Origin of the sequence: Thermus arciformis, assembly GCF_900102145.1 — a bacterium.
GTDB classification, from domain to species: Bacteria; Deinococcota; Deinococci; order Deinococcales; family Thermaceae; genus Thermus; species Thermus arciformis.
The window spans coordinates 25,302-37,039 of sequence record NZ_FNBC01000011.1 but is presented as its reverse complement, the minus strand read 5'-3'; the positions used below and the strand labels follow the sequence as shown (position 1 = coordinate 37,039).

Here is an 11,738-nt window from a genome sequence, read left to right as displayed (position 1 = left end):
CAGGGGCCTTAGCCCTTGGCCTGAGGCGCCTCCTCCCGCACGAGCCGCCCGCCTTTTAAGTGGAGGATGCGCCCCGCCCTTTGGGCGAGTTCCAGGTCGTGGGTGACGAGGACCAGGGTACGCGCCTCGCCCAGGGCGAAGAGGAGGTTCGCCACCTGCTCCCGCGCCTCGAGGTCCAGGTTCCCCGTGGGCTCGTCGGCGAAGAGGATGGGGGGGTCCAGGGCCAAAGCCCGGGCCAGGGCCACCCGCTGCTGCTCCCCGCCGGAGAGGCGGCTTGGCAGGTGGTGGAGGCGGGCTTCTAGGCCCACCTTCTCCAAAAGCTCCGCCGCCCGCTTTAGCCTCGCCCTCCTCGGCCAGCCCGCGAGGAGAAGGGGAAAAGCCACGTTCTCCAAGGCGGTGAGGGTGGGGATGAGGTTCCACTGCTGGAAGACGAAGCCCATGTGCCTAAGCCGCACCCCCGCCCGCTCGTCCTCCGAGAGGGCGTGAAGGGGGGTGTCCCCCAGGTAGACCCCGCCCTCCGTGGGCAGGTCAAAGCCCGCGAGGAGGTTTAGGAGGGTGGTCTTCCCGCTTCCCGAAGGCCCCACCACCGCCGTGGCCCCCGGGGGGAAGGCGTAGGTGAAGCCCGAAAGGGCCACCACCTCCTTCTCCCCTTGCCGGTAGCGCTTGGTGAGGTTTTCCGCCCTTAGGGTCATCTACACCCTCCCCAAGGCCTCCACCACGGGGATGCGGCTTGCGTGGTAGGCGGGAAGAAGCCCGGCGAGAAGCCCTAGACCGAGGGCCACCCCCAGGGCGAAAAGCCCAAGCCTCGGGGTCACCGCGGAGAGGGCCAGGCCCACCTGGTCCAGGGTGTAGAGGTTGATGGCGTAGGACGCCGCCCCTCCCAGGCCCAGGCCCAAGGCCCCGCCCAGGAGGGCCAGGAGAAGGGCCTCCAGGAGCACCAGGCGGAAGATGAACCCCCGCCTCGCCCCCAGGGCCCGCATCACCCCGAACTCCCGCACCCGCTCGTACACGGACATCATCACGGTGTTGGCCACGAGAAGCCCCCCCACCACCAGGGCCACCAGGCTGATGCCGAAGCGCACCAGGTCGCTGATCCTTAGGGCGCGCTCGGCGAAGCGCATCACCTCGCTCGTGGTCTGGGCCTTGACCCCGGGCACCGCCTCCTCCAGGGCCCGGGCCACGGCTTCCGCCTTCTGGCCGGGGCTTAGGGCCACGAGCACCGCGGTCACGTTCTCCGTGCCCAAGGCCTCCTGGAGCACCCTCAAGGGGACGAAGATCAGGTTGTCGGCAAGACCACCCGTCTCCTCCAAGACCCCCTCCACCTCAAGCGCGAGCCTCGGGGAAAGCCTCAGGAGGCTTCCCAGGGCGAGGCCGCTCCGCTTGGCCACCTTGGCCCCCACCACGGCGCCCCCTTCCGAGGGGATGAGGCGGCCTTCCCTGGCCTTTAGCCCCGGGTAGAGAAGGTCCGGGGGGGTTCCCTCGGGCAGGCCCTGGAAGAGGAAGCTGGTGCTGGGGTCAAAGCCTCCCCGGGTGAGGAAGAGGGTGGGGACCACCGCCCGCACCCCCAGGGCCCTTCCCGCCTCCTCCAGGGCCTTCAGGGTCTCGGGGGAAATCTCAGGGAGGCCGCCGAAGACGAAGCCCTCCGCCCCTTCCGGCACCACCTGGATGGCGGGGCCCACCCGGGAGAGCTCCTGGAAGAGGGCCCGCCTCAGGCCCTCCCCGAAGGAGAGGAAGAGGACCATGCTCGCCGTGGCCACCAGGACCCCAAGCAGGGTGAGGAGGCTCCGGACGGGCCTCGCCAGGAGGTTGCGGAGGACGAGGAGGAAAAGCTCCATCCCCACCGAGCCTACCCCAAAGCGGGGCTTTAGGCGTGGCCCGGCCTACAGAAGGCGCTCCACGAAACGGGTCTCTATGGCCTCCAGGTAGGCCCTGGGGTCCACCTTCTGCCTTTCGGGGTGGGCGTAGTAGGCCTTCTCCGCCTCCTCAAAGGCCTCGTGGGCCACGAACCAGAGGAACTCCCGCTCCGAAAGCCAGTAGGCCCCGAGGACCCTAAAGCCCAGGGCCTGCCTCAGGGGGACGATGGTCTCCAGGAAGACCCTTTGGAAGGCCTCCTTGGCCCCTTCCTTCAGGGTGTAGCGGCGCATCTGGACCTTCATGGGGCCCATTGTAAGCCCCTATAATCAAAGCCATGCGCACGGCGGAGATCCGCGAGAAGTTCCTCTCTTTCTTTGAGGGCAAGGGGCATCTGCGCCTCCCCTCCTTCAGCCTCATCCCCGAGAACGACCCCTCCCTCCTCTTCACCTCCGCGGGGATGGCCCCCCTAAAGCCCTATTTCCTCGGGGCGAAGCCCATCTTCGGGGGCAGGGAGTGGCGCCGGGTCACCACCTGCCAGGAGTGCCTGAGGGTGGGGGACATAGAGAACGTGGGCCGCACCAGCCGGCACAACACCTACTTTGAGATGCTCGGCAACTTCTCCTTCGGGGACTACTTCAAGAAGGAGGCCATCCTCTGGGCCTGGGAGTTCCTCACGGAGCACCTCAAGCTGGACCCCGGGCGTCTTTGGGTCACGGTCTACGAGGACGACGACGAGGCCTACGGGATCTGGCGCGACCTCGTGGGGGTCCCCGAGGAAAAAATCGGCCGCTTCGGCGAAGACGAGAACTACTGGCCGGGCGGGGCCATCACCCACGGGCCCAACGGGCCCTCGGGGCCTTGCTCCGAGATCTTCTACGACCGCGGGCCCGCCTTCGGCACCCCGGACGAGACCGGGCCCAACACCGGAAGCGGGGACCGCTTTGTGGAGATCTGGAACCTGGTCTTCACCCAGTACGACCGCCAGGGGCCCATCCCGGGGCCCGGCATCCTCAAGCCCCTTCCCCAGAAGAACATCGACACCGGCATGGGCCTTTACCGGGTGGCGGCCATCCTGCAGGATGTGGAGGACTTCTACCGCACGGACACCTTTTACCCCATCATCGAGCGGGTGGCCCTCTATAGCGGCAAGCCCTACGAAGGCAAGGCCTCGGTGAGTCACCGGGTGATCGCCGACCACATCCGGGCGGTGGTGGCGGCCCTCTCTGACGGGGTGACCTTCTCCAACACCGGGCGGGGCTACGTGATCCGCCGCCTCCTCCGCCGGGCCCTGAGGCACGGCTACCTCCTGGGGCTACAGGAGCCCTTCCTCCACCGCCTGGCCCCGGTGGTGGCCGAGGTCCTGGGGGACTTCTACCCGGAGATGCGGGAGAACCTGGAGGCGGTGGAGCGGCAGATCAAGCTGGAGGAGGAGCGCTTCTTGGAAACCCTTGAGGGCGGGCTGAAGCGGCTGGACGCCCTTCTTTCCGGCCTCAAACCCGGGGAGGTCCTCCCGGGGGGGGAGGCCTTCCGGCTATACGACACCTACGGCTTCCCCTTAGACCTCACGGTGGAGATCGCCGCCGAGCGGGGGTTCGGCGTGGACACGGAGGGTTTCCGAAAGGCCTTAGAGGAGCAGCAGGAGCGCTCTCGGGCGGCCATGGCTTTTGAGCGGGACATCTTCAAGAAGGGGGCCCAGGTCCTCGAGGAGCTCTACGCCGAGCGGGGGGCCACGGAGTTTTTGGGCTACGCCGCCCTCGAGGCCGAGGCCGAGGTCCTGGCCCTCCTCGCCGGGGACCAAAGCCTTTTGGAGGCGGGGCCCGGCACCGAGGTCCAGGTGGTGCTGGACAAGACCCCCTTCTACGCCGAGGGGGGCGGGCAGATCGGGGACTTCGGCCTTTTGGAGTGGCCGGGGGGCCGGGCCCGGGTGGAGACCACGAAGAAGACGGAGGGGGGAATCTTCCTCCACAAGGCCCGGGTGGAAGAGGGGGTATTGAGGGTAGGGACGAGGGTGCGGGCGGTGGTGGACCCGAGGAGGCGGGACACCGAGAGGAACCACACCGCCACCCACCTCCTCCACGCGGCGCTGAGGGCCGTCCTCGGCCCCCACGTGCGCCAGGCGGGAAGCCTCGTGGCCCCGGATAGGCTCCGCTTTGACTTCACCCACCCCGAGCCCCTGAAGCCCGAGGAGCTTGAGCGGGTGGAGCTTCTGGTGAACCGCTGGATCGTGGCCGACTTCCCCGTGAGCTGGCGCTACATGCCCCTGGAGGAGGCGCGGAAGGAGGGGGCCATGGCCCTCTTCGGGGAGAAGTACGGGGAGGTGGTGCGGGTGGTGCGGGTGGAGGGAAGCCCCCTAGAGGGCCTCGAGTCCAAGGAGCTCTGCGGCGGCTGCCACGTGCGCCGCACCGGGGAGATCGGGGCCTTCCTCATCCGGAGCGAGGAGGCGGTCTCCGCCGGGGTGCGCCGCATAGAGGCGGTGACGGGGGAGGAGGCCATCCGCTTCGCCCGGGGGAGCCTGAACCGCCTGAAGGCCCTCGCCGAGCGCCTCGAGGTGGGGGAGGCCGCCCTGGAGGAGAGGCTGGAGAAGCTCCTCGCCGAGCTCAAGGAGAAGGAGCGGGAGGTGGAGCGCCTCAAGGCCCGCCTGGTCCAGGCGGCCTTGGGGGGCGGCGGGGGGCTTTCCCTGGAGGAGAAGGGGGGCCTCACCTGGACGGTGGCCGAGCTTCCCGGCCTGGACGCCAAGGCCCTCCGCCAGGCGGCGGACGACCTGGTGGCCCGGGGGGCGGACGTGGCCTTGGTCCTAAGCGAGGGGCAGGCGGTGCTGAAGCTCTCCTCCCGGGCCCTGGAACGGGGCCTCGAGGCGGGGGCCCTCTTCCGGGCCCTCACGGAGAGGGCGGGGGGCCGGGGCGGGGGCAAGGGGGCTTTGGCCCAGGGAGGCGGCCTGGACCCCAAGAAGGCCCGGGAGGCCCTCCCCGGTCTTCTCCCCTAGAATGGGGGCATGGTCCTCCTAAGCCTTTTGGCGGTGGCCCTCTCCTGGGCCCTCTTCGCCCTCACCTTCACCCGGTACCGCAGGCGCCCTAGCCTGCACAACGCCTTTTACTCCCTGGGCCTCCTCTTCTTCGCCCTCGGGGTTTCCGCCGAGCTCCTCGCCCGGCTCCAGGGGGCCTGGAGCCCCTTCCTCTACCGCCTCTGGTACTTCACCGGGGCCATGCACGGGGTGACCTTTTTGGGCTTAGGAAGCCTCGCCCTCCTCAACCCCAGGGCGGCCCGGGGCCTTTTCCTCGCCCTAAGCCCCCTCTTCCTCTGGGGCCTTTACCTGGTGGCCTCGGCCCCCTTGGACCTCGCCCGCCTCCCCGAGCCCTACGCCCCCCTGGGGGTGGCCTTCCCCCCGCCCGGCCTCACCTCGCCCAGGCTTTGGACCATCCCCTTTAACCTCCTGGGCACGGCCCTCATGGCCGGGGTGGCCCTCTACACCACCCTCCTCTTTTGGCGCAAAAACCCCTTGCGGGCCCAGGGCACAGCCCTCATCTTCCTGGCCGCCCTGGTCCTCGCTTCCACCAGCACCCTAAACCGCTTCGGGGTGGTGGGCCTCGAGGAGGCGGGGAGGGCCTTGGGCGTGGCCCTCCTCTACCTGGGGGTGGTCTTGGCGGACCGGAGCGTTCAGTATGCGGGTGGGCGCGCTTGACGTGGGGGAGGCCCGGATCGGCCTCGCCGTGGGGGAGGAGGGGGTGCCCCTGGCCTCGGGCCGGGGGTATTTGGTGCGCAAGACCCTGGAGGAGGACCTCGAGGCCCTCCTGGACTTCGTGCGGCGGGAGGGTTTGGGGAAACTCGTGGTGGGCCTCCCCTTGCGCACCGACCTCAAGGAGAGCGCCCAGGCCCAGAGGGTCCTTCCCTTGGTGGAGGCCCTGAGGGCCAAGGGGGTGGAGGTGGAGCTATGGGACGAGCGCTTCACCACCAAGCTCGCCCAGGAGCGCCTCAAGCACGCCCCCAAGCGGCTTCGCCGGGACAAGGGGAAGCTGGACGAGCTGGCCGCACAGGTGCTTCTGGAGGACTACCTTGCCCGAAGGGTCTAGAAGGTGGCTTTGGCGGGGGGTGGTGGCCCTCTTCCTCACCTTCGCCCTCCTCCTCCTCTACGCCCTCTGGCTCCTCGGCCCCACGGGCAAGGAGGCCCTGGTGCGCATTCCCCGGGGGGCCACGGGGGCCGAGGCCGCGCGGGTCCTCGAGGAGGCGGGCCTTTTGCGCTCGGGCCACCTCTTTTCGGTGTACCTCCGCTTTTCCGGGCGGGCCAAGCGCATCGTCCCCGGGGTCTACCGCCTGAGGGGCGAGGGGGCCTTCCGCCTGGCCCGGGCCCTCACCGGGGGGGAGAAGCCCCTAAGCGTCACCCTCACCTTCCCCGAGGGGGAGAGGGCGGTGGACTACGCCCGGAGGCTTTCCGGGGCGGGGCTGGACGGGGAGGGGTTCCTCAGGCTCGTGGAAGGCCCGGGGGCCCTCAAGCCCCCCTACGTGGAGGGGAAGACCCTGGAGGGCTACCTCTTCCCCGCCACCTACACCTTTGACCTCCTCGCCACCCCCGAGGAGGTGGTGCGGGCCATGCTCCGCCGCTTTGAGGCGGAGCTCACCCCCCCGGTGCAGAGGCTTCTATTGGAGCGGGGGCTTTCCGTCCACGCCTGGGTCACCCTGGCCTCCATCGTGGAGAAGGAGGCGGGAAGCGCCGAGGAGATGCCCTTTATCGCCGGGGTCTTCCTGAACCGCTTGGAGCGGGGCATGCCCCTCCAGGCCGACCCCACCGTGGCCTACGCCCTGGGGAAGAGGCTCCCCGAGCTTTCCCGCCCCGCCGGGGACTTCCAGGTGGACTCCCCCTACAACACCTACCGCTACCCCGGGCTTCCCCCGGGGCCCATCGCCAACCCCGGGCGGGCCGCCCTCCTCGCCGTCTTGAACCCCGTGCGCCGGGACGAAAGGGGCCGCCCCTACCTCTACTTCTTCCACGCCCGGGGGAGGCTTTACCTGAACACCGACTTTGAGGCCCACCTCCGCGAGCTCCGCCAGCGCTACTCCTCCCCGTGACGGAGGAGCCGGAGCTGGGCGTAGGCGAAGAGGAGGGTGAGGAGGAGGAGGACCACGGTGACCGCCGCAGCGTACCCCAGGCGGAAGTTCTCAAACCCCGCCTCGTAGAGGTAGTAGCCGAGGACCCGGGTGGCCCCGTAGGGCCCGCCCCGGGTGAGGAGGAAGACGGCGGCGTAGGACTGGAGGGCGAGGATGGTGCCCACCACCACCAAAAAGGCCACCGCGGGCCGCATCAGGGGGAGGACCACGTGGCGGAAGGCTTCAAAAGGCCCGGCCCCGTCCACGTAGGCGGCCTCCAGGAGGGTCTTGGGGATGGCCTTGAGCCTGGCCGAGGCCACCAGGACCCCGTAGCCCAGGTGGCGCCACAGGGTGAAGGCCACGACCATGAGAAGCGCCCAAAACCCCTCCCGGTCCCAGGGGGGGATGGGGAGGAACTGGGCCAAGGCCCCGTACTCCGGGGTGAAGAGGGTGTACCAGGAAAGCGTGGCCCCGCCCAGGGTGACGAGGCCCGGCAGGAAGAGGAGGCTTTTGGCGAAGCGCTCGTAGGGCAGGCCGTCCAGGGCCACGGCCAGGGCCAGGGAGAGGCCCACGAAGAGGGGCAGGGCCAGGAGCATGAACTTGAGGGTGACCCCGAGGCTTCCCCAGAAGGCGGGGTCTTGTAGGAGGTCCCGGTAGTTCTTGAGCCCCACGGGCCTGGGCTCGGAAAGCCCCGACCAGTCCCAGGTGGAGAAGCGGAGCACGTCCAAAAAGGGGTAGAGGACGAAGAGGAAGAGGGGGAGGAGGGCGGGGAGGGAGAAGAGGAGGAGGGGAAGCTTCTTCCTCACGGGCTACCAGAGGTAGAGGAGGGAGAGGAGGAAGGGGTGGCGGTCCGAGGCGGAGACCTCGAGGGCCAAAGGCTCCAGGTAGAGCCTGAACCCCGCCCCCCAGGCCAGGTGGAAGCCTCCCTGGTAGCCTAGGCCGAGGCCCAGGGAGAAGGCCCCCCCGGGAAGCTCCACGCTCGCCAGGGGGCCCAGGTGGACCCCGAAGGGGTAGCGGAGGTCCAGGCCCAGGCCCAAGGAGGTGTAGAGGTCCGCCAGAACGAGGCCGGGGAAGAGGTTGGCCTTGAGGAGGGCGTAGGCCTCGAGGCTTTGCGCCAGGAGGACCTGGAGGTCCAGGCCGGTGTCTATTCCCAAGGGGCTGAAGGGCAGGAGGGCGCTTCCCTGGAGGTAGATGCCCTTGTCCGGGGCGTAGCCCAGGCCCAGGGTGTTCTCCGGATAGGCGGGGGCCTGGGCCAGGGCAAGGCCCAGGGCGAGGCCGAGGAGGGCGAAAAGCCGCTTCATGGCCCCTCCATCCTACCAGGTAGCATGGGGGCATGGAGGTGGCCTTCTCCCTGGAGCCCGCCCCCTCCCTCGTCCCCGCGAGGGAGGCGCCTTTGCTCGTCCTCGTGGGCCTCACCGGGGTGGGGAAGAGCACCCTGGTGGAGGCCCTGGGCCTTCCCCGGCTCCCCGACCGCCGGGAGCTCGTGGACCGCTACGTCCTCCCCCGCTACGGGGCCACGCCCCCCATCCCCCGGGAGGAGCGCTTCCGCCTCACGCGGCGCTTCCGGGAGGAGTTCCCCGGGGGGGTGGCGGAGGTCCTGGCCCGGGGGTACGTGCCCCCAAGGCCCCTCCTCCTCTTTGACGGCCTGAGGGGGGAAGGGGAGGTGGCCTACGCCCTGGATAACCTCCCCAAGGCGCTTTTCGTCCTCCTCCACGCCCGGGAGGCCACCCGGCTCAAAAGGCTCCTTTCCCGGCGGGACGCCTTTGACCGCGTGGAGCTCCGCCCCGAGGAGATGGCGGAGCTAAAGGCCCTGGCGGAAGGCGTTCTCTCCCCGGAGGAGCTGGAGGAGGCCTTGGCCCTGGCCCCCCTGGAGGAGGTCCTCGCCAAGCTCAAGATCGTGGCCGAGGAGAAGCGGAACTACGACCCCCAAGGCCCCTTGCGCCTCCTTCAGGGCCACCCCCGGGCCCTGGTCCTGGACACGGAGGCCCTTTCTCCTGAGGAAGAGGTCCTGGCGTTGCGGGCCTTTCTCCGGGGGCACGGCCTCGGCCCATAGAATGGGGGCTATGCCGACGGTACGGGACCTGCGCCTCATCCCCTTCCGCATCCCCCTGAAGGCCCCCTTGCGCTGGGGGAAGGCTTCGGAGCTTGCCGCCTTGGAGCACGCCCTTTTGGAGGTGGAGCTCTCCGACGGCTCCCTAGGCCGGGCCGAGGTGGCCATCCGCCCCACCATCTACGGGGAGACCCTGGGGAGCGTGAGGGCGGGGTTGGACTACCTGAGGCCCAGGCTTTTGGGCCTCGAGGCCGACGACCAGGAGGGGATCCGGGCGGTCCTCGAGGGCTTCCCCTTTAACTTCGGCCTCAAGGGCGCCCTGGACACCGCCCTCTGGGAGGCCTGGGCGCGGAGCGAGGGGGAGGAGCTTCACCAGGTCCTCAAGCCCGCCAAGCACCGGGTGCGGGTGGCCTACATCCTGGGCCTCGGGGAGGAGGACGAGGTCCTGGAGGACGCCCGCATGGCCTTTGGGGCGGGGGTCCGGGTCTTCAAGGTGAAGGTGGGGCAGGACCTGGAGGCGGACACCCGCCGCATCCTCCGCCTGAAGGAGGCCTTCCCCGAGGCCGAGCTCTACGCCGACGCTAACGAGTCCCTTCCCCCCAAGGAGGCCGAGCGCTACCTTCTGGCCTGGAAGGCGCTCGGCCTCCGCTACGTGGAGGAGCCCTTGCCCGTGGAGGAGGTGGAGGCGAGGCGGGCCTTGAGGGAGAAGGGGATCCTCCCCCTCATCGCCGACGACGCGGCCATGACCCCGAAGGACCTCAGGCGGGAGCTTGCGCTCAACACCTTTGACGTCCTCAACCTTAAGCCCGCCCGCACCGGGGTCACCTGGACCCTGGAGATGCTCGCCCTCGCCCGGGAGAAGGGCAAAAAGGCCATGGTGGGGAGCCAGGCGCAAAGCGCCTTCGGGGCCTACCAGTCCGCCCTCCTCGCCTTCCAGCAGGGGGTGACGGAGCCTTGCGAGCTCGCCTTCCACCTCAAGGCCGAGGGCGGCTTCTTCCCCTTTCCCCCCTTCCGCGAGGGGTGGCTTTACTGGGAGGACCTGGTGGAGGGCCGCTTTGACGAGGAGGCCTTCGCCCGCTACGCCCTAAAGGAGGCCTAACGCCTCCCGGAAGTCCCGGAAAACCCCCCTCGCCCCCGCCTCCCGAAGGGCCTCCGCCTCGTGCCCCGTGAGGAGGCCGTAGGTGGGGATCCCCGCCCCCACGGCGCTTTTCACCCCGGAAGGGGAGTCCTCAAAGGCCAGGGCCTCCTCGGGGGCCACCCCGAGGCGCCTTAGGGCCACCCGGTAGGGAAGGGGGTCGGGCTTGCCACGGCCCACCTCCTCCGCCAGGACCAGGAGGGGAGGCCTCAGGCCCAGGGCCTTCAGCACGTGAAGGGCGTTCTCCTTGGGGGCGTTCGTCACCACGCCCCAGAGAAGCCCCTTTTCCTTGGCCTTCGCCAAGAGCTCCGGGAGGCCAGGGGTGGGCTTAAGCCCCCTGGCGAGCTCCCGGAAGCGGGCCTCCTTGGCGGCGATGAGCCTTGCCGCCTCCACCCCTTCCAGGCCCAGGAGGTCCCGCACGATCTCGGGGTTCAGCCTCCCCGAGATCCTCGCCCGGTAGAAGGCGGGGTCCACCTCCAGGCCGTAGGGCGCCAGGGCCTCCCGCCAGGCCAGGAGGTGCAGGGGGTCCGTGTCCGCCAGGGTGCCGTCCAGGTCAAAGAGGAGGGCCTTAAGCACGCCCTTCCCCCCTTTCCAGCCCCCGCACCAGGGCGAAGAGGCCGAGGACGAGGAGGAGAAGCCCAAAGGGGATCCCCTCCGGGGGCAGGAGGGCGAAGAGGGCGGGGATAAGGGTGCTTCCCGCCGCCCCGGCGTAGAGGAGCCCCCCCAGGGCCCGGTGGCCGAAGCGGGCCTGGACCAGGGCGAAGAGGGTGGAGAAGAAGGGCCCGAGGAGGAAGCCCGCCAGGGGGAAGAGGAGGGCGGTGGGGGGCAGGAGGTTGAGGCCGAGGAGGGCGAAGACCCCAAGGAGGAGGCCCCGGAGGGCTCCCAGGGGGCGCTTCGCCACCCGCTCCGCCAAAAGGAGCCTTCCCAGGGCCAAAAGGAGCCAGTAGAGGGAGAGGAGCACCCCGCCCACGCCCACGGGGTGGCCCAGGCGCTCCAGCCAGACCCGGTTCCAGGTGGCCAAGGACCCCTCGAGGCCCGTGTAGAGGGCCGCGGCCAGGAGGAAGGGCCAAAGGCGCTCCCCCTTCTTTCGGGGGGTGTGGGCCACCTCGGGGGCCCGCCAGACGAGAAGGGCCCCCAGGAGGGAAAGAAGGGCCACCAGGAGGAGGACGGAGGCGTAAGGCCCCAGGGTGAGGGCCAGGGGGGTGAAGACCGCCCCGAGCCCGAAGGCCACGTTGACGCGGTTCAAAAGCTCCACCCGCCTTTCCGGGTAGAGCTCCCCCACGAGGCTGTTTCCGTGGACGTTCATCACCCCCTCCCCCAGGCCCAGGAGGAAGGCCAGGGCCACCACCCAGGGGAAGCTCGGGGCCAGGGCCATCCCCAAAAAGGCGAGGCCCAGGAGGAGGAGGGCCCCCGGGAAGAGGGGGTGGCGCCTTGGGCCCTGGGCCAGGCGCACGCCCAGGAGGAGGCCGAGGAGCAGGGCGGCGAAGAACCCCGAGACCTCCCCTTCCACCCCGTACCGCTCCCGCCAGTGGGGGAGGGCCGCCCCGGGCAGGGCCACGACCACGCCCACCAGGAAGAGGGAGAGGAAGGCGCCAGAGAAAAAGCGCACGTCCGCCATTC

General features: G+C 69.9%; 13 protein-coding genes. 6 read left to right on the top strand and 7 right to left on the bottom strand.

Annotated features, from left to right (window positions below; translation table 11 throughout):
* Nucleotides 1–8: 8 nt before the first annotated feature.
* The 3 genes from BLP62_RS05480 to BLP62_RS05470 are packed head-to-tail and all read right to left on the bottom strand — an operon-like array spanning nt 9 to nt 2,165.
* Nucleotides 9–692, bottom strand: coding sequence for an ABC transporter ATP-binding protein (locus tag BLP62_RS05480; RefSeq protein WP_093006664.1), 684 nt, complete (start codon nt 690–692; stop codon nt 9–11).
* Nucleotides 693–1,835, bottom strand: a complete 1,143-nt coding sequence (locus tag BLP62_RS05475; RefSeq protein ID WP_093006662.1) for an ABC transporter permease — start codon at nt 1,833–1,835, stop codon at nt 693–695. It abuts the gene before it with no gap.
* 45 nt (nt 1,836–1,880) lie between these two features.
* Nucleotides 1,881–2,165, bottom strand: a complete 285-nt coding sequence (locus BLP62_RS05470) for an NIPSNAP family protein (RefSeq protein WP_093006660.1) — start codon at nt 2,163–2,165, stop codon at nt 1,881–1,883.
* A 23-nt stretch (nt 2,166–2,188) separates the two neighbouring features.
* On the opposite strand from BLP62_RS05470, the gene alaS reads away from it, so the two are divergent.
* Genes alaS through mltG form a run of 4 tightly spaced genes read left to right on the top strand, consistent with a single transcriptional unit; the run spans nt 2,189 to nt 6,915 of the window.
* Nucleotides 2,189–4,837, top strand: coding sequence for an alanine--tRNA ligase (gene alaS, locus BLP62_RS05465; protein WP_093006658.1), 2,649 nt, complete (start codon nt 2,189–2,191; stop codon nt 4,835–4,837).
* A gap of 9 nt (nt 4,838–4,846) precedes the next feature.
* Nucleotides 4,847–5,533: a hypothetical protein gene (locus BLP62_RS05460; protein WP_093006656.1), complete on the top strand. Its 687-nt coding sequence runs from the start codon at nt 4,847–4,849 to the stop codon at nt 5,531–5,533.
* Nucleotides 5,514–5,921: a Holliday junction resolvase RuvX gene (ruvX, locus tag BLP62_RS05455; protein ID WP_093006654.1), complete on the top strand. Its 408-nt coding sequence runs from the start codon at nt 5,514–5,516 to the stop codon at nt 5,919–5,921. Before BLP62_RS05460 ends, ruvX begins: the two co-directional genes overlap by 20 nt.
* Nucleotides 5,905–6,915: an endolytic transglycosylase MltG gene (mltG, locus tag BLP62_RS05450; RefSeq protein WP_176758148.1), complete on the top strand. Its 1,011-nt coding sequence runs from the start codon at nt 5,905–5,907 to the stop codon at nt 6,913–6,915. The genes ruvX and mltG overlap by 17 nt, the downstream gene beginning before the upstream one ends.
* Here the strand turns inward: mltG and BLP62_RS05445 are convergent.
* Together BLP62_RS05445 and BLP62_RS05440 are read right to left on the bottom strand one after the other, a co-directional pair.
* Nucleotides 6,900–7,739, bottom strand: coding sequence for a carbohydrate ABC transporter permease (locus BLP62_RS05445; protein WP_093006650.1), 840 nt, complete (start codon nt 7,737–7,739; stop codon nt 6,900–6,902). The genes mltG and BLP62_RS05445 overlap by 16 nt on opposite strands.
* Before the next feature lie 3 nt (nt 7,740–7,742).
* Nucleotides 7,743–8,234 (bottom strand): bioflim formation protein, encoded by a 492-nt coding sequence (locus BLP62_RS05440; RefSeq protein WP_093006648.1) that lies wholly within the window; start codon nt 8,232–8,234, stop codon nt 7,743–7,745.
* A gap of 32 nt (nt 8,235–8,266) precedes the next feature.
* On the opposite strand from BLP62_RS05440, the gene BLP62_RS05435 reads away from it, so the two are divergent.
* Both BLP62_RS05435 and BLP62_RS05430 read left to right on the top strand, forming a co-directional pair.
* Nucleotides 8,267–8,986, top strand: a complete 720-nt coding sequence (locus tag BLP62_RS05435) for a DEAD/DEAH box helicase family protein (protein WP_093006646.1) — start codon at nt 8,267–8,269, stop codon at nt 8,984–8,986.
* 10 nt (nt 8,987–8,996) lie between these two features.
* Nucleotides 8,997–10,082, top strand: a complete 1,086-nt coding sequence (locus tag BLP62_RS05430; protein WP_176758147.1) for an enolase C-terminal domain-like protein — start codon at nt 8,997–8,999, stop codon at nt 10,080–10,082.
* Here BLP62_RS05430 and BLP62_RS05425 read toward each other — a convergent pair.
* Both BLP62_RS05425 and BLP62_RS05420 read right to left on the bottom strand, forming a co-directional pair.
* Nucleotides 10,068–10,694, bottom strand: coding sequence for an HAD family hydrolase (locus BLP62_RS05425; protein ID WP_093006642.1), 627 nt, complete (start codon nt 10,692–10,694; stop codon nt 10,068–10,070). The genes BLP62_RS05430 and BLP62_RS05425 overlap by 15 nt on opposite strands.
* Entirely contained in the window at nt 10,687–11,736 is a 1,050-nt protein-coding gene (locus BLP62_RS05420; RefSeq protein WP_093006639.1) for an MFS transporter, read from the bottom strand. The genes BLP62_RS05425 and BLP62_RS05420 overlap by 8 nt, the downstream gene beginning before the upstream one ends.
* Between the last annotated feature and the right edge of the window lie 2 nt (nt 11,737–11,738).